The sequence below is a fragment of the Variovorax ureilyticus genome, assembly GCF_050632185.1.
Lineage (GTDB): Bacteria > Pseudomonadota > Gammaproteobacteria > Burkholderiales > Burkholderiaceae_C > Variovorax > Variovorax ureilyticus_A.
Window position 1 is genome coordinate 1,264,995 of sequence record NZ_CP192579.1, and the last position, 15,556, is coordinate 1,280,550.

Here is a 15,556-nt window from a genome sequence, read left to right on the forward strand (position 1 = left end):
TCACCCGGAGTCCCTGACCCACTGATCGCGCCGGAAGCCCAGCTGCTCCAAACGCCGCTCGACCTGCATCCATTCGTCGTCGGCGATCTTGCTGGTGCGGGACAACACCCACAGGTAGCGGCGGGAAGGCTCCGTGACGATGGCCACGCGTGCGTCCGAGGACAGGTAGACGACGTCGTAGTTGGCCCAGGCCAGTGGCACCCATCGAATCCAGCTGGGTGCAAATGCCACCTCCAGCGTTGCCGGCCGCAGCTGGCCCGATTCGAGTGCCGCCCCGGCGCGAGGCCGCGCAACGCCGACGACCCCATTGAGACCAGACTTCGTCTGGCATTCGTTCCGCACTTCGACCTCCCCCGATCTCTGCAGGCGGTAGGTCGCCTTGGTGCCCGACACGCATGTCGCCTGAAACCAGTTCGGGATGTGCGCCACCTGATACCACTCGCCCATGTAGTTGGCCAGGTCGATGGAGGGCAGGGCGGCCTGCTCGTTCTCGCTCCTGCCGACCGCACAACCGCAGACCAGGGCTGCCAATGCCAATGCGCATGGCAAGCGAGGCCATCCGATTCGATCCCGCCGATTCGCTGATGAAATGGGCTGCACCTTAGTTCGCGCCGAACGTCGTGTCGCCGTAGGTGGCTGCACCCTTGGCCGTGATTGCGCGAGCGCCGGCGCGCACTTCGGCCCGGTCGGCCCTGTCAACGCGCGCAGCGACCGCAGTTCCGCCATTGCTGATCTTCATGGGCTGCATGGCTTGTGCCCGCACTTCGGCGCGCGTTTGTGTCGACTCGAAGGGCGATGGTGGCAGCGGGTTCTGCTCACCCTGGAAGGCCTGGGTGCCGAATGCCGGTAGAACGCACAGTGCCGCGATCGCGATGTATCTGGGTTTCATGGCCTTGTCCTGTTGAAATGGTGGGTGGGCCGCCACACGATGCGCGACGGCTGCCGTTGATACGCGGCGGCCGACGGGTCGGATCATTTTTCCGAGTGATCCGAGCACCCCGCTCGCTGCGTAGATGGCGCATGACAACAAACACCGCCATGGCGATTGGCTGGGTCGAGCTCGGCATCGTGCCCGACGGGGTGACCCGCGCGGGCATCCGGAGACTCCTGAAGACGCGTCTTTCGGATTTGGGGAGCGGCCGCGCGGCCGAGGATGCCGAACGTACGCAGCGCTTCGTCGAGCACATGCGCACCGCCGCGATCGCCGTGTCCTCCGACAAAGCCAATGAACAGCACTACGAACTGCCGCCCGAGTTCTTCGGCGCCGTGCTGGGGCCGCACCGCAAGTACAGCTGCGGCTACTGGCCCGACGGCGTGACGGAGCTGGCGGATGCCGAGGCGGCCGCACTGCGGATGACCTGCGAGCGCGCCGGGCTGCGGGACGGCCAGTCGGTGCTGGAGCTGGGCTGCGGCTGGGGCTCGCTCACGCTGTGGATGGCGAAGTGCTATCCGCGAAGCCAGATCACCGCGCTGTCGAACTCGCATTCGCAGCGTCGGTACATCGAGGCGGAAGCGAAGCGGCGGGGCCTCGGCAACGTGCGCGTGGTCACGTGCGATATCAATGACTTCGACACAGGAGATCGATTCGACCGCATCGTGTCGGTCGAGATGTTCGAGCACCTGCGCAACTGGCCGCGTGCCTTCTCGAACGTGGCGCGCTGGCTCCGGCCGGAGGGGCAGTTCTTCATGCACGTCTTCGTGCACCGCACGGTGCCGTATGCCTTCGTCGACGCCGACGCGAGCGACTGGATGAGCCGCTACTTCTTCTCCGGCGGCATGATGCCGAGCGACGATCTGGCGCTGCATTGCCAGGATGATCTGCGGGTACTGCGGCGCTGGCGCTGGGACGGCACGCACTACCAGCGCACGGCAGAGGCATGGTTGCGGCGCATGGATGCCAGCCGGCGCGCACTCGAGCCGCTGTTCGCCGCCGTCTACGGGGCGGATGCGCGGGTGTGGTGGGCGCGGTGGCGCGTCTTCTTCATGTCGGTGGCGGAGCTGTTCGGCTACGCCGGGGGCCAGCAGTGGTGGGTCGGTCACTACCTCATCGGAAAGCGCGCGTGAAGCTGCCTGCCGTGACTGCGTGCGTGGTGAGCGGCGGCGGAGCACTGACGCGTGCGGCGGTGCTTGCGAACCTTGCCATGTTTCAGGCCGCCTGGTTTGCCGCCGTGTTCGGTGCCGCGTACTGCATTCCGCTCTGGAGCACATTCTGCGTTGCGTGCGCGGTGTTGTGGCATCTGGGGCTGGCCGACAGGCCGGCGCGCGAGGCGTGGCTCGTGGCGGCGGTCACCCTTCTCGGCTTCTTCGTGGAGACGGTGAACGGTGCGTTCGGCTATGTGAGTTTCCCCTCGTGCGGAGACGCTCCCAGCGGGTGGCCGCCGTACTGGCTCGTCGCCATGTGGGCGCTGTTTTCGATTTGCCTGAACGTTTCGCTGCGATGGTTGCGGGGCCGCTGGCTTCTGGCCTCCGCATTTGGCGCGTTCGGCGGGCCGATGTCGTTTGCGGCGGGCGCGCGGCTCGGTGCGGCCCGGTTCGTCGAGACGGTTCCGGCCCTGCTCCTGATCGCGACGACGTGGGCCCTGGTGATGCCGGTACTGGTTTGGCTGTCGATGAATCTCGACGGCGTGGGCCGGCCGGAGGGCGGCGCATGAGCATCGCTGTGCTGCGTCCGATGATGTGGGGCCTGGCTTTTTGTCTGGCGCTCGGGTGGGTGACGTGGCTCGCCAGTCTGGCGCGTCACGATGCGAGCCTTGCAGACCGAATCTGGGCTGCGGCCATTTGCGGCGCGGGGTTGCTGCAGATGGCGCTCTTCCCGGCATCCGGGGCGACGCGGGTGCCCGTCATGGCATGGCTCGGCATCGTCTGGGCGGCGCGGCTTTGCATCTTCCTCACCGTCCGCAACTGGGGCCAGGGCGAGGATCGGCGGTATCGCGCGCTGCGCGAACGCAACGCGCCTGGGTTCGGCTGGAAGAGTCTCTATCTCGTGTTCGGGCTTCAGGCCGTTCTTGCGTGGGTGGTATCCGCGCCGTTCCTGGTCGGGGCGATCGGCAAAGCGCCGTGGGGCTGGATCGATTCGGCGGGTGTCGCGCTCACCGTCTTCGGCATCGTTTTCGAATCCGTCGGCGACGCGCAGCTCGCGCGCTTCAAGGCCGATGCCGGGCATCGCGGGAAAGTGATGGATCGCGGCCTCTGGCGATTCACGCGGCATCCCAACTATTTCGGCGAGGCCTGTGTCTGGTGGGGCCTGTGGCTGATGGCCGTGTCGGGCGCAGGGTGGTCCGGTGCATGGAGTGTCGCATCGCCGCTTCTCATGACCGTGCTCCTGCTGAAGGTCTCGGGCGTCGCCATGCTCGAGAAGGACCTGGCCGAGCGCCGCCCCGCGTACCGCGACTACATCGCCCGCACCAACGCCTTCGTGCCGGGGCCGCCGCGCAGGACATCGACATGACAAGCGCATGCACGAAAGCCCTGTGGTTGCCGCTCGCTGCGGCCTGCGCGCTGGGAAGCAGCGGCGCCGAAGCCGCCGAATGGCGCTTCCGGGTCTTGCTCGACGGCGTGGCGATCGGCGAGCACCGATTCAGCGTGACTCGCGCGGAGGACGAGCGGCAGGTGGTGAGCGAAGCCGACTTCGTGGTCAAGCTCCTGGGAATTCCCGTGTACCGTTATCGGCACAGGGCTTCGGAGTCGTGGCGGGGCGATTGCCTCATGCAACTCGCGACATTCACCGATGATGACGGCAAGGTGTCGCAGGTGCGCGCACGGCCGGGCGACAACGGCCGGCTCGACGTCACCGTCAATGGCGCTTCGCGCTCGCTTCCCGGCTGCACGATGACGTTCGCCTACTGGAATCCGGCCCTGCGGCAGCAGACGAGATTGTTGAACCCGCAGAGCGGCGTGGAGGAGCGGGTGCAGATCCACCGGGTCGGCGATGGTGCGCTGGACGTGCGCGGCGAGTCCGTCGTGGCGCAGCACTGGCGCATCGAGGGGCCGGCCGCGCCGCTGGATGTGTGGTATTCGAGGCAAGGCGATTGGATCGGGCTCGATTCCACCGTCGCGGGCGGCCGCAGACTGAGCTATCGGCTGCAATGAGCAATCGGACGGCTTTGCGGTCGGGCGCGAATCTGTCGGTCAGGCAGTTCGCCGTGGCCTACGCCGCATCCGCGCTTGCGATGCTGGCGCTTGATGCCGCGTGGCTCACGCTGATGGCCGACAGGCTCTACCGGGCCTCCATCGGCCACTTGATGGCGGATCACTTCGATGTGCTGCCTGCGATGGTCTTCTATGCCGTCTACCTGGCCGGTGTGGTGCTGTTCGCGGTGGCCCCTGGCCTGACCGAGCGGCGCTGGCAGGTCGCGATGTTCAGGGGCGCGATGTTCGGTCTGGTGGCTTACGCGACTTACGACCTCACCAATCAGGCGACGCTCGTTCGCTGGCCCTGGCAGGTGACTGTCGTCGATCTCGCCTGGGGTACGTGCCTGACCGCGATCTCCGCTGCGGCGGGATGTCGCGCCGGGATGAAATGGCCCCGCCCGCGCGGCGCCGGCCGGTGAAAGGGCTCACATGCCCATGAGCGCGCCGAGCGTGCGGGCCACCATGCCCTTGAACACCATCTCGCCCCCGACGTAGGCCAGGCAGATGCATTCGCCGGACGCCAGCACTTCGGGCTGGTGGTGCACGGTGCTGTCGGTCTCGTCGAAATCGCCCTCGCCGAAGACATCGCGGCCATCGTGGAATCGGCCGTACAGCACCTGCGTGAGTTCCATGCCCGCATGCGTGTGCATCGCCAGCTTCCTGCCGGCGCCGATGCGCAGCAGGAACACCTTGGCGGCGGGGGCGGACGGCACCGTCACGCGGCTCCAGCGCATGCCGGGGCCGATCCAGCGCCAGGAGGTCGCCATGCAGCCGTCCAGTGCGCGCGGCCAGCGCATGCCTTCCGGGGGAGGGGGAGCCGTGTCGTTGGTGGTACGTGCGGCTTGGCGGGTGACGGCGCATCGATCGCCGCCATGGTTCGTGCAAGTGCGTCGGGCGCAAGAGCGGCCGGGGGCAGGTCTGCGAGCAGGATGCCTCCCACGGCTTGGAGCGCATCGAGGCGCTCGCGGCAATGCACGCAGGTTTCCAGGTGACTGGCCGTCAGCACGGCGGCTCCGCCCACAAGGCTGCCCGCCGCCAGGCCGAGCAACAGATCGTCGGCTGGATGGTGATGAATCATGATTGGATGTCGCCGAGCAGACGGCGAAGATGGTTCACGGCGAGGCGCACGCGCGACTTCACGGTTCCGAGCGGGATGCCCAGCTCGGCCGCTATGCGCGCATGGGGCCGTTCTTCGAAGAACGAAAGACGCAGGATGAGCGCCTGTTCCTCCGGCAGCCGGTCCATGGCTTGCCGCACCCGCGTTTCGCGCTCGCGTGCCAGGACATGCTCGTCAAGGGAGGGCTGCGCATCCGGTTGGGCCTCCGTCTCCTCGTCCGCACCGTAGATCGTTCGCGAATCTTGCCGCCGAAAATAGTCCACGCGCAGATTCCGCGCGATGGTGAATATCCAGGTCGAAAGGCTCGCGCGACCGGGGTCGAAGCTCGAGACCTTGCGCCACACGTTCACCATCGTTTCCTGGGTCAGTTCCTCGGCCAGGGCCTCACCCGTGCCGCCAAGAATGAGGTAGGACTTGACGCGTGGCGCGAAGTGCCGAAAGAGTGCGGCGAAGGCTTGTCGATCGCCCTCGAGGGCCACGGCCCGCGCGAGGCGGTTGAGGTCTTCGCTCGTCGGCATGGCCCTCCAGAGGTGATGCGTGGTCACGATCGACAGCCACGGCGGCTTTTGCCCGGCAACAGTGGAGCTCGACGTCGATGGCTGCGGGGCGCTGGTCATGCCCTCTTTACGTGGAGCCCGGCAAATTAGATCACAGCACCCGCAGCCGAACGAATCCAAATGAGCCGTGGTTGCGTACAAGCAGGCGCAACAACAGCAAGTCCAGATCGCCCATGACCCTGACCGCCAAGCTCCGCGTGAGCGATACCTCTCTGATGCCGCCGGCCACCGCCGGCAGAGCGTTGAATATCGCCGTGATCGGCAGCGGCATCTCCGGCTTGTCGGCGGCGTGGCTGTTGTCGCATCGCCATCGCGTCACCGTGTTCGAGGCCGACAGCCGACCGGGCGGTCACAGCAATACGGTGGAGGTTCCGGATGCCTCGGGAGAGGCCGTGCCGGTGGATACGGGTTTCATCGTCTACAACGAGGCGGCGTATCCGAATCTCACGGCGCTCTTCGCGCACTTGGGGGTCGCCACCGACAGCTCCGACATGTCCTTCGCAGTCAGCATGGACGGCGGGCGGCTGGAGTACTCGGGCTCGGGCCTGCGCGGCCTGTTCGCGCAGCCGGCCAATATGCTCGACCGACGGTTCTGGTCCATGCTGCGCGACCTCGTGCGCTTCTACCGGCAGGCGCCTGCCGATGCCGATCGCTTCGGCTTGATGGCGCTGGACGACTACCTGCGGCTGCGCGGCTACGGTCGCGCGTTTCGGGAAGATCACCTGTACCCGATGGCCGCTGCGATCTGGTCCGCGCCGGCGTCGCGCATCGGCGCCTATCCGACCGAAGCCTTCGTGCGCTTCTGCGAAAACCATCAATTGCTCAAGCTCGGCGATCGAGCGGCGTGGCGGACGGTTCGAGGCGGCAGCCGCCGCTATGTCCAGGCGCTGACGGGTGCGCTGGGTCCGGGCCTGCGGCTCGGATGCGCGGCGATGCAGGTGCGCGCGACCGCCCATGGCGCCGAGGTGCGCACCGAAAGCGGCCCGCCAGAGACCTTCGATCATGTCGTGGTCGCCACCCATGCCGACCAGGCACTTCGACTCCTGGCCGATGCGACGCACACCGAGCGCCGGTTGCTCGGCGCGTTCGGCTACAGCCGCAACCATGCAGTGCTGCACACCGATCCCGCGCTGATGCCCGGGCGTCGCGCGGTGTGGTCGAGCTGGAACTACATCTCGAACAGCGCCGCCGTCGCCGCGCCGTGCGTCAGCTACTGGATGAACCGCCTGCAGCAGTTGCCCGGCGTGGGTCCGCTCTTTCTCACGCTCAACCCCTCTCGGGAGCCGCAGGCCCGGCAGGTCCTGCGCACCGAGGTCTACGAGCATCCGCTTTTCGATGCGGCCGCGATCCGCGCCCAGCGCGAGCTGTGGTCCATGCAGGGGCGGCGGCGGATCTGGTTCTGCGGTGCCTACTTCGGGTCGGGCTTTCACGAGGACGGACTGCAGGCCGGACTTGCCGTGGCGGAGGCGCTCGGCGGCGTGCGCCGACCGTGGCGAGTGGCCAGCGAGTCCGGCAGGATTCATCTGCAGGCGCCACCGGCGTCGATCACGTGAGCGGCGGCTCCGCACTCTATGCCGGCAGCGTGATGCACCGGCGCCTGCGCCCTGTGGCGCATCGACTGCGGTATCGCGTGTTCTGGCTCCTCGTGGATCTGGACGAACTGCCGGCGCTCTCCAGGCGGCTGCGTCTGTTCTCGCTCGACCGCTTCAACGTCTTCAGCCTTCGGCAGCGCGACTATGGCGATGGCGGGGCCCTGCGCGCCCGCGTGGAGCAGCTCTTGCGGGCCTCGGGTCTGAGCGCCGAGGGGGCGATCCATCTGCTGACCATGCCGCGTCTGCTCGGCTATGCCTTCAATCCCTTGAACGTGTATTTCTGCCATCGCCCCGACGGCGTGCTGCATGCCGTGCTCTACGAAGTGAACAACACGTTCGGCGCGAGGCACACCTATCTCATCGAGGTGAATGGCGCGGCGGACCGGCCCGAGCACATCGTGCAGCATTGCGCGAAGCAGCTGCACGTCTCTCCGTTCCTGGACCTGGACATGCGCTACCGGTTCGACATCGACCCGCCGCGGCCCGACAAGGAGAGCCTGCGCGTGGGGGTCACGGCAAGCGACCTCGGCGGAACGGTGCTCACCGCCGTCCTCGACGCTCGGCGGCAACCGCTGAACGACCTTGCGCTGCTGCGCACCCTGGTCTTCTTTCCCTTCGTCACGCTCAAGGTCATCGTCGCGATCCACTGGGAGGCGATGTGGCTCTGGCTCAAGGGATTGCGCCCGCGTGCCAATCCGGGAGCCCCGCCGACCGAAGTCACGATCATCAAATCCGGACACATTGAATGACGCCATCGAATATTTCGCCATCCGTCCCGGCGCCCATCCAACGGCTTGTTCATCCCCTGCAGCGATGGATCGAGAAGCTGACACGCGGGCTGCGCGTGGGGACGCTGCGGATCGCATTTCCGAACGGCCAATGCATCGACGTCCAGGGCGTCTGCCCGGGACCGCAGGCGGTCGTCTTTCTTCATCGCTGGCGCGCCTTGCTGCGGCTCATGACCAACGGCGACATCGGCCTCGCGCGCTCGTATCGGGACGGTGACTGGTCGAGTCCCGATCTGCTTGCGGTGATGGCGCTCGCGCTGGAGAACGAGGCGCATCTGGGCGCAGGCGTCGACGGCTCCTGGGCCATGCGATGCGCCGACCGACTTCGCCATCTGCTGCGGGCAAACACGCGCAGAGGGAGCCGCGACAACATCGCGTTTCACTATGACCTGGGAAACGACTTCTACAAGCTCTGGCTCGATGCCGAGCTGAACTATTCGAGCGGCATCTACGCGAGCGGGAGCGAATCGCTCGAAGAGGCACAAGCCGCCAAGATGGCACGCATCCTCGATCTGCTGGAGCCCGAGGAGGGCTCGGCCGTACTCGAAATCGGCTGCGGCTGGGGGCGCTGGCGCTTGCCATCGCACACGGCCATCGCGCGCGTGTGACCGGCCTCACGCTGTCGGGCGAACAGCTCGCCCATGCGCGCCGACGCATCCATGACGAGGGCATGCAGGCCTCGGTAGAGCTGCGGCTGCAGGACTACCGTGACGTGCGCGGCACCTATGACCGCATCGTCTCCATCGAGATGCTCGAAGCCGTGGGTCAGGCTTTCTGGCCGGACTATTTCCGGGTGCTTCGCGAGCGGCTGCGCCAGGGCGGCCACGCGGTGCTCCAGGTGATCACGATCGCGGACGAGCACTTCGACCGCTACAGCGAGCGCGCCGACTTCATTCAGCGCTTCGTCTTTCCTGGCGGCATGTTGCCGTCCTGGGGCGCCCTGCAGTCGCAAGCGAAAGGGGCGGGGTTGACGATCGAGCGCGCAGCGACCTTCGGCAAGAGCTACGCCGCGACGCTCTGCCATTGGCGCGAGCGTTTCCTCCAGGCGCAGGAGGCGGTCGCGTCGGCAGGTTTCGACGCTTCGTTCCGTCGCCTGTGGGAGTACTACCTCTGCTATTGCGAGGCGGGCTTCCGGTCGGGTCGAGTCGACGTGGGACTCTACGTCGTGCGTCATGCCGCGAAGGTAGCGCGATAGGGTTTTCACCAAAAGTCCGTGCGGCCAGCCGATACGTAGAACCGGCCGGAAGCCGCGGAGCGCGCGGTCTCCAGTTGTTTCTCATTCGTCAGCAACAGGAGTAGCTCATGAACATCGGTCTCACGCGTCGCGCAGTCCTCATTGGTTCCTTGGGAGGCAGTGTTGCCTTGGCAGGCTGCGGAGGAGGCGGGGGCAGCCAAGGGCTCGGCGCGCTCGCGCAGCCGAACCTTGCGCAGGTCGTGGCTTCCCGTTCAGACCTCAGTGTTCTGTCCGAAGCCGTCAGCAAGGCGGACCTGACGAGCACACTTTCGGCGGCTGGCCCGTTGACGCTGTTTGCGCCGAACAATGACGCATTTGCGGCGCTGCTCGGAGAGCTGGGGACCACGAAGGACGCGCTTCTTGCGGACAAGGCGCTCCTGACCGCAGTCCTGAAATATCACGTGCTCAACGCGGCCGTTCGCAAGGCGGACATTCCTTCCGGCAAGGCGATCGAGCCGGTCGGTGGCGGATTCTTCAAGATCGAGACACAAGACGCCAGCGCGCGCATCACCGATGGCCGCAACCGCGTCACGAACATCATCGCGACAGACATCCCGGCGCAGAACGGGGTCGTTCATGTCATCGATCGAGTCCTGCTGCCTGCCGACAAGGACATCGTGCAAACAGCACAGGGCGTGCCCAGCTTGAGCATCCTCGTCGAAGCCGTCGTCGCCGCAGATCTCGTGGCGACCCTCAAGGGGCCCGGGCCGTTCACCGTCTTCGCGCCGTCGAACGACGCCTTTGTCGCGCTTCTGTCCGAACTTGGCATCACCAAGGACGCACTCTTGGCCGACAAGGCGCTCCTGACCAAGGTGCTCACCTATCACGTGCTTTCAAAGCGGGTTCTCAAGGCCGAGATTCCGCTCAACTCGCCGATCGCGACAGTTCAAGGCCAGAGCATCATCATCAACAGCAGCCTGCAGATCATCGATCAGCGTGGACGGACTTCGGGCATTTCCGCGACGGACATCTTCAACACGAACGGTGTGGTTCACTTGATCGACAAGGTGCTCTTGCCGTCCTGATTCGCGATGATCGGCTCAATGACGGCTCGCTGCCTCGACCGTGGCCCAGACGTCCACCTTGGCTTTGGCCAGACAGCGCAGCTTCTCACGCACTTCCCGAGGTCGCTTTGTTGCGCTCCCGAGGGAGATGCGGCCCTTGAGCTCATTCGCCGCAAAGAGGTCGGCATGGCCGAAGACGCGGTCACCGGCTCTTTCGACGTTGATCGCGATGGAGAAGTCGCGGTAGATGATCGGATCTGAACATGCGTCTCGCATAGTCGCCTCCATCACGGCACACGACGGAAATCGCCTGCGGAATTTCTGGCTTTCCACCAGGACGACCGGACCGCTCGCATGGGCGGTGTGTCTCCTGGTAGGCCGAAGCTCGCCGGCAACGAGCTGCCGGCAAGCTGTCTGAGCAGGTCCATGGCCATTTGACAACCTCCTTTTTCAACAATGACCAAAGCGAGCGATAGATAGCGCCTGCCCGTTGGCAGATCAAGAGTGCGACACCGGCCGACAAAATTTTTGCCTTTTGTTGCCCTCGACAAGTTGCCTGATTGGGTCGGGGAGGATTGGCAGTGCTGCCTCTTGAAACCATTTTTGGCCGACCCTATGTCGGGAACCGGAAGCGCTGGAAGGACGCCTCCGGCGCTTCGTTCAACCTGAATGGAGGTATTCGCCATGTATCGATCCCTGTTTCCTCGCGACATGTTCGCCGAGATGGATCGCCTGCAGCGCGAGATGCAGCAGGCCTTCGATCTCTCACCCACAATCCGTGGCTTCGGCCGCGGCGGCTTCCCGGCCCTGAACGTGGGCGGAACACCTCAGACCGTGGAGGTCTATGCCTTTGCGCCCGGGCTCGACCCGGCTGACCTGGAAATCACCCTCGACCGCGGGCTGCTGACCCTTGCCGGAACCCGCAAGTCCAGCCTGCCCGAGGCGGAGGGTCCGGCCAAGGGAAACGCCGTCGCCGTGCACATCAACGAGAGACTGTCGGGCAGATTCCGCCGTGTCATCAGCCTGCCCGACGACGCCGACCCCGACGCCGTAGAGGCCAAGTACCGTGACGGCGTACTGCACATCACAGTCCAGCGGCGTGCCGCGGCCCGCCCTCGCCGCATTGCCATCCAATGAGGAAAGGAGCCCGGAAATGAACGATGTTCGCAACCAGGAACGTGCGCCGGCGGCCACCGCGAATGCGCAGAGCAATGAGGCGCGCTACAGGGACTCCGCTCTCATGCCGCCGGTGGACGTCATCGAGGATGCCAGCGGCATCACGCTCTACGCCGACCTTCCAGGGGTCTCGCGGGACAGACTGAATCTGCAGGTATAGGCGGGAACGCTAACCATCGACGCCGAGATCGACCTCCGCCTGCCCGAGGGCCTCCAGTCGAGCCATACCGAGGTCGGGTTCGGTCGCTTCCACAGGACCTTCACGCTCAGTTCCGAGTTGGACACGCAGAAAGTCACGGCAGAGCTGGCCGATGGTGTGCTGAAGTTGTGCATTCCCAAACTGGAGCACGCGAAACCACGCCGCATCGAGGTTCGCGCGGCGTGAGCGGCGCCGGGCGGCGCATGCCTTCCAGCCGTCTCTGGCGTCCGGTGTGCGCCGCTCGTCAGGCCTGAGGCCTTGCGCGCGCTCTTTTTGCGAGGCGGGCCTGAAAGATTTGCACGAGCGCCGGCAAACCTAGGGTTTGCACGGAGATTCCAGTCCGGTCGGCCGGACAGCCTGTCAAGCCAAGTTCCGGGCGTCCGGCAAAGGGGTCGCAGCACGCGCATGGGAATCCCTGACAAATCAAAGACTTAGCCCGGCCGATGCCGCCGATGCGGCATGGCACATCCGTTGCACTGGCCAGGGGTCACCGCACGCCATCGAGCGTCAATGCCTACAAAGGAGACCCCATGGACCATTCATCCGCGCCCAAACCCTTCTACAAGTCACTCTATTTCCAGGTCGTCACCGCCATCGTCATCGGCGTGGCGGTTGGACATTTCTATCCCGCTACCGGCGAGGCGATGAAGCCGCTGGGCGACGGCTTCATCAAGCTGATCAAGATGATCATCGCGCCGATCATCTTCTGCACCGTGGTGGTGGGCATCGCCGGCATGGAAGACATGAAGAAGGTGGGCAAGACAGGCGGCATGGCGTTGCTGTATTTCGAGATCGTCAGCAGCATTGCACTGATCGTGGGGCTGGTGATCATCAACCTGGTGCGCCCCGGCGTGGGCATGAACGTCGACGCGAGCACGCTCGATACCAAAGCCATCGCCGCGTATACCGGGCCCGGCAAGATGGCGACGACGACGGAGTTTCTCCTCAACGTCATTCCCAACACCGTGGTCGATGCCTTCGCCAAGGGGGAGATTCTGCAGGTCCTGTTGATCGCCGTGATGTTCGGCTTCGCGCTGCACAAGTTCGGGGGCGCGGCACGCTGGTGTTCGACTTCATCGAGAAGTTCTCGCACGTGCTGTTCTCCATCGTTGGCTACATCATGAAGGTCGCCCCCGTCGGCGCATTCGGTGCAATGGCGTTCACAATCGGCAAATACGGTGTCGGCTCGCTGGTCTCTCTCGGTGCGTTGATGGCGACTTTCTATGCCACCTGCCTGTTTTTCATCTTCGTCGTGCTCGGCACGATCGCGAGGCTCCACGGCTTCTCGATCTGGAAGTACATCAGGTACATCAAGGAAGAGCTGCTGATCGTGCTCGGAACGTCCTCCAGCGAGGCCGCACTGCCGCGCATGATGGCCAAGATGGAGAACCTGGGGGCCAAGAAGTCGGTCGTCGGCCTGGTGATTCCCACGGGCTATTCGTTCAATCTGGACGGCACCTCGATCTACCTCACGATGGCGGCCGTGTTCATCGCGCAGGCCACCAACACGCCGATGACGCTCGGCCAGCAGGTCACTCTGCTGCTGGTGCTGCTGCTCACGTCGAAGGGCGCCGCAGGCGTCACGGGCAGCGGCTTCATCGTGCTCGCGGCCACGCTCTCCGCAGTCGGCCATGTGCCGGTGGCCGGGCTGGCGCTGATTCTCGGCATCGACCGGTTCATGTCGGAGGCGCGTGCACTGACCAACCTGATCGGCAACGGTGTGGCCACCCTCGTCGTCGCCAAGTGGACGGGCGACCTCGATACCGAGCAGATGCGTCGGCACCTCGACCAGGAGACAGGCGCCGAATCCGACGACCCCGAGCGCGTCCTCGACCCCATCGTGGCGCACATGCCCACGAGCCCGGCGCGCTGAGCGCGACCGCACCGCGAGGTGCCGGCGTCCATGAAGCAGAACGGGATTCCCACTGATGCGGCCCGCCATCCCTTGTGCCATATATGGCGCATGTCGACAGCGGCCGCCCCTCCATCGCACCAGAAGCAATCGAACCGCAGGCGTGGATGGCTGCGGTGGATCGGTGCGCTGGCCCTGATCGCGGCGGCCGCCTCCATTGGACATCAGGTCGCACTGCAGGCCGGCTTGCGGAGCCTGCACGAGGCGGCAGCACACCGGCTCGACATGCTGTCCACGGGCTTGGGTGCCGACCTGGCCCGCTTCGACTATCTGCCTGCCTTGTTGCAGATGACGCCGGTCGTTCCGGCGCTGCTCGATACGCCATCCGATGCGCAACTTCGCGACACCGTCAACCGCTACCTCGACGGGGTCAACGCCACCGTCGGTGCCGAGATGCTTTATCTGCTCGATGCCGGTGGAACCTCGCTCGCCGCATCGGATTGGGACAAGCCCGGAACCACCGTCGGCCAGGATCTCTCGTTCCGCCCCTACGTGATCGACGCGCTGAAGCAGGGGCGTGGCCGCTTCTACGGCATAGGCATCACCAGCCGAAGGCCCGGCTACTACCTCTCGTATGCATTGCGCCGCGGCACGCACGTGGGCGGCGTCGTGGCGGTCAAGGTCAATCTCGAGGAAGCGGAGCATGCATGGCGCAAGCTGCCCGGCGACGTGTTGCTGATCGACGAGCGGGGGTCGTCATCCTGTCCACGCGCGAGGATCTGAAGTTCAGGCCCCTGGCGCCGCTGGGCGAAGGACAGCGCGACGAGGTTTCGCGATCCCGCCCCTATGGCGACGCGGACCTGCGGCCGCTTCGCTGGACCGTGGTGAATGCGCTCGACGACGATGCGCAGATCATTGCGCTCGATGGCCGGACGCGTCTCGCATCGACGCGCGTACTTCAGGCCGCGCCCTGGCGGCTGATCGTGCTGGATGACCTGGCCCCGGTTCGATCGACAGCGCGCTACGCGGCGATGACGGCAAGCCTGGCCATGGCGGTATTGCTGCTGGTGGCAGTGGCGCTGTGGCAGCGCCGGCGCGCAGTGCGCCAGAAACTCGCGAACCAGGCCGCCCTGCAGGCGGCGCATGACAACCTCGAAACGACCGTCGTCGCAAGGACTGCGCAGCTCCGAGCGGCCCAGAACGAGCTGGTGCATGCCGGCAAGATGTCGGCCCTGGGCCAGATGTCGGCGAGCCTGGTCCACGAGCTGAACCAGCCGCTCACGGCGCTTCGCACGCTGTCGGACAGCGCGGGCATTCTTCTCGATCAGGATCGCCCTGATGACGTGCGCGGCAATCTCCGTCGCATTGCGGGCATGGTGGATCGACTCGCACGGCTGACCTCCCAGCTGAAGACCTTCGCGCACAAGAGCGACGCGCCGCGCGCGCCGGTGGACCTGGCGCGAAGCATCGCCGATGCGCAGACCGTCGTCGACGCCGAAGCGAAAGCTCGCGCCGTCAACGTCGAGGTCGACGTTCAGCCGAAAGGGCTCAGCGTGATGGCCGATGCGGCGGCGATGGAAAGCCTGCTCGTCAACCTGATGCGCAATGCGATCGACGCCATGCAGGACGCCCCACTGCGGAACCTGCGAATCGCTGCGAGGGTTCAGGACGATCGCGTGATCCTGACCGTCAGCGATACCGGTCCGGGAATTCGCGCGGACATCCTGCCGCGGCTCTTCGAGCCCTTCGTCAGCAGCAAGTCGGCCGGCGTCGGCCTGGGCCTGGGTCTGGTCATCTCGTCACAATTGGTGCTTGCCGCCGGCGGCTCGCTTCGAGCGACCAATCGCGAAGCGGGTGGCGCGTGCTTTACCGTCGATCTTCCGATCGCCGCGGGCCAGGAGTGAAA

At 65.8% G+C, this 15,556-nt stretch carries 16 protein-coding genes and 3 pseudogenes; 14 read left to right on the plus strand and 5 right to left on the minus strand.

The annotated features are described in order from the left end of the window. Positions 1 to 531: a lipocalin family protein gene (locus ACQ858_RS06230; protein WP_431275884.1), complete on the minus strand. Its 531-nt coding sequence runs from the start codon at positions 529 to 531 to the stop codon at positions 1 to 3. A gap of 70 nt (positions 532 to 601) precedes the next feature. Next, entirely contained in the window at positions 602 to 889 is a 288-nt protein-coding gene (locus ACQ858_RS06235; RefSeq protein WP_431275885.1) for a DUF4148 domain-containing protein, read from the minus strand. Between the two features lie 131 nt (positions 890 to 1,020). Here ACQ858_RS06235 and ACQ858_RS06240 point away from each other — a divergent pair, with 131 nt between their 5' ends. From ACQ858_RS06240 to ACQ858_RS06260, 5 genes are read left to right on the plus strand one after another with little or no spacing between them, the layout of a single operon-like run. Beyond that, the gene (locus tag ACQ858_RS06240) at positions 1,021 to 2,064 is read left to right on the plus strand and encodes an SAM-dependent methyltransferase (protein WP_431275886.1); all 1,044 of its coding nucleotides are present in this window, start codon (positions 1,021 to 1,023) and stop codon (positions 2,062 to 2,064) included. Further along, entirely contained in the window at positions 2,061 to 2,651 is a 591-nt protein-coding gene (locus tag ACQ858_RS06245; RefSeq protein ID WP_431275887.1) for a DUF2878 domain-containing protein, read from the plus strand. The genes ACQ858_RS06240 and ACQ858_RS06245 overlap by 4 nt, the downstream gene beginning before the upstream one ends. Further along, on the plus strand, positions 2,648 to 3,448 hold the full coding sequence (locus tag ACQ858_RS06250) for a DUF1295 domain-containing protein (RefSeq protein WP_431275888.1): 801 nt from the start codon (positions 2,648 to 2,650) through the stop codon (positions 3,446 to 3,448). Before ACQ858_RS06245 ends, ACQ858_RS06250 begins: the two co-directional genes overlap by 4 nt. Further along, entirely contained in the window at positions 3,445 to 4,089 is a 645-nt protein-coding gene (locus ACQ858_RS06255; RefSeq protein ID WP_431275889.1) for a DUF6134 family protein, read from the plus strand. Before ACQ858_RS06250 ends, ACQ858_RS06255 begins: the two co-directional genes overlap by 4 nt. Then, complete coding sequence (locus ACQ858_RS06260) at positions 4,086 to 4,550, plus strand: DUF2177 family protein (protein WP_431275890.1); 465 nt, start codon at positions 4,086 to 4,088, stop codon at positions 4,548 to 4,550. The genes ACQ858_RS06255 and ACQ858_RS06260 overlap by 4 nt, the downstream gene beginning before the upstream one ends. A gap of 6 nt (positions 4,551 to 4,556) precedes the next feature. Here ACQ858_RS06260 and ACQ858_RS06265 read toward each other — a convergent pair whose 3' ends face one another. After that, positions 4,557 to 4,898: a cupin domain-containing protein gene (locus ACQ858_RS06265; protein WP_431275891.1), complete on the minus strand. Its 342-nt coding sequence runs from the start codon at positions 4,896 to 4,898 to the stop codon at positions 4,557 to 4,559. A 307-nt stretch (positions 4,899 to 5,205) separates the two neighbouring features. Continuing rightward, positions 5,206 to 5,946: a sigma-70 family RNA polymerase sigma factor gene (locus tag ACQ858_RS06270; RefSeq protein ID WP_431275892.1), complete on the minus strand. Its 741-nt coding sequence runs from the start codon at positions 5,944 to 5,946 to the stop codon at positions 5,206 to 5,208. A 74-nt stretch (positions 5,947 to 6,020) separates the two neighbouring features. Here ACQ858_RS06270 and ACQ858_RS06275 point away from each other — a divergent pair, with 74 nt between their 5' ends. From ACQ858_RS06275 to ACQ858_RS06290, 4 genes and pseudogenes are all read left to right on the plus strand, one after another. Then, positions 6,021 to 7,358 (plus strand): NAD(P)/FAD-dependent oxidoreductase, encoded by a 1,338-nt coding sequence (locus ACQ858_RS06275; protein ID WP_431276804.1) that lies wholly within the window; start codon positions 6,021 to 6,023, stop codon positions 7,356 to 7,358. Further along, positions 7,355 to 8,146, plus strand: a complete 792-nt coding sequence (locus ACQ858_RS06280) for a DUF1365 domain-containing protein (RefSeq protein ID WP_431275893.1) — start codon at positions 7,355 to 7,357, stop codon at positions 8,144 to 8,146. The genes ACQ858_RS06275 and ACQ858_RS06280 overlap by 4 nt, the downstream gene beginning before the upstream one ends. A 344-nt stretch (positions 8,147 to 8,490) precedes the next feature. Continuing rightward, a pseudogene (locus tag ACQ858_RS06285) lies at positions 8,491 to 9,380 on the plus strand (class I SAM-dependent methyltransferase). Positions 9,381 to 9,487: 107 nt separating this feature from the next. Further along, on the plus strand, positions 9,488 to 10,444 hold the full coding sequence (locus ACQ858_RS06290; protein WP_431275894.1) for a fasciclin domain-containing protein: 957 nt from the start codon (positions 9,488 to 9,490) through the stop codon (positions 10,442 to 10,444). A 15-nt stretch (positions 10,445 to 10,459) separates the two neighbouring features. On the opposite strand, the gene ACQ858_RS06295 is transcribed toward ACQ858_RS06290, so the two are convergent. Next, complete coding sequence (locus tag ACQ858_RS06295) at positions 10,460 to 10,699, minus strand: hypothetical protein (RefSeq protein ID WP_431275895.1); 240 nt, start codon at positions 10,697 to 10,699, stop codon at positions 10,460 to 10,462. Between the two features lie 408 nt (positions 10,700 to 11,107). On the opposite strand from ACQ858_RS06295, the gene ACQ858_RS06300 reads away from it, so the two are divergent. The 5 genes and pseudogenes from ACQ858_RS06300 to ACQ858_RS06320 all read left to right on the plus strand — a co-directional run bounded on the left by ACQ858_RS06300 (position 11,108) and on the right by ACQ858_RS06320 (position 15,554). Beyond that, the gene (locus ACQ858_RS06300; RefSeq protein ID WP_431275896.1) at positions 11,108 to 11,560 is read left to right on the plus strand and encodes an Hsp20/alpha crystallin family protein; all 453 of its coding nucleotides are present in this window, start codon (positions 11,108 to 11,110) and stop codon (positions 11,558 to 11,560) included. 16 nt (positions 11,561 to 11,576) lie between these two features. Beyond that, positions 11,577 to 11,984 (plus strand): annotated as a pseudogene (locus tag ACQ858_RS06305) (Hsp20/alpha crystallin family protein). Between the two features lie 344 nt (positions 11,985 to 12,328). After that, positions 12,329 to 13,671 (plus strand): annotated as a pseudogene (locus ACQ858_RS06310) (dicarboxylate/amino acid:cation symporter). Positions 13,672 to 13,761: 90 nt separating this feature from the next. After that, entirely contained in the window at positions 13,762 to 14,433 is a 672-nt protein-coding gene (locus ACQ858_RS06315; RefSeq protein WP_431275897.1) for a hypothetical protein, read from the plus strand. Beyond that, positions 14,358 to 15,554, plus strand: coding sequence for a sensor histidine kinase (locus tag ACQ858_RS06320; RefSeq protein ID WP_431275898.1), 1,197 nt, complete (start codon positions 14,358 to 14,360; stop codon positions 15,552 to 15,554). The genes ACQ858_RS06315 and ACQ858_RS06320 overlap by 76 nt, the downstream gene beginning before the upstream one ends. The last annotated feature ends 2 nt before the right edge of the window (positions 15,555 to 15,556 follow it).

Bases quoted from the DNA above. Each gene is read 5' to 3' on its own strand.
- ACQ858_RS06300 (WP_431275896.1), top strand. From the start codon at position 11,108: ATGTATCGATCCCTGTTTCCTCGCGACATGTTCGCCGAGATGGATCGC.
- ACQ858_RS06265 (WP_431275891.1), bottom strand. From the start codon at position 4,898: ATGGCGACCTCCTGGCGCTGGATCGGCCCCGGCATGCGCTGGAGCCGC.
- ACQ858_RS06255 (WP_431275889.1), top strand. From the start codon at position 3,445: ATGACAAGCGCATGCACGAAAGCCCTGTGGTTGCCGCTCGCTGCGGCC.
- ACQ858_RS06240 (WP_431275886.1), top strand. From the start codon at position 1,021: ATGACAACAAACACCGCCATGGCGATTGGCTGGGTCGAGCTCGGCATC.
- ACQ858_RS06290 (WP_431275894.1), top strand. From the start codon at position 9,488: ATGAACATCGGTCTCACGCGTCGCGCAGTCCTCATTGGTTCCTTGGGA.
- ACQ858_RS06320 (WP_431275898.1), top strand. From the start codon at position 14,358: ATGGCGCAAGCTGCCCGGCGACGTGTTGCTGATCGACGAGCGGGGGTC.
- ACQ858_RS06315 (WP_431275897.1), top strand. From the start codon at position 13,762: ATGTCGACAGCGGCCGCCCCTCCATCGCACCAGAAGCAATCGAACCGC.
- ACQ858_RS06275 (WP_431276804.1), top strand. From the start codon at position 6,021: ATGCCGCCGGCCACCGCCGGCAGAGCGTTGAATATCGCCGTGATCGGC.
- ACQ858_RS06235 (WP_431275885.1), bottom strand. From the start codon at position 889: ATGAAACCCAGATACATCGCGATCGCGGCACTGTGCGTTCTACCGGCA.
- ACQ858_RS06295 (WP_431275895.1), bottom strand. From the start codon at position 10,699: ATGCGAGACGCATGTTCAGATCCGATCATCTACCGCGACTTCTCCATC.
- ACQ858_RS06260 (WP_431275890.1), top strand. From the start codon at position 4,086: ATGAGCAATCGGACGGCTTTGCGGTCGGGCGCGAATCTGTCGGTCAGG.
- ACQ858_RS06250 (WP_431275888.1), top strand. From the start codon at position 2,648: ATGAGCATCGCTGTGCTGCGTCCGATGATGTGGGGCCTGGCTTTTTGT.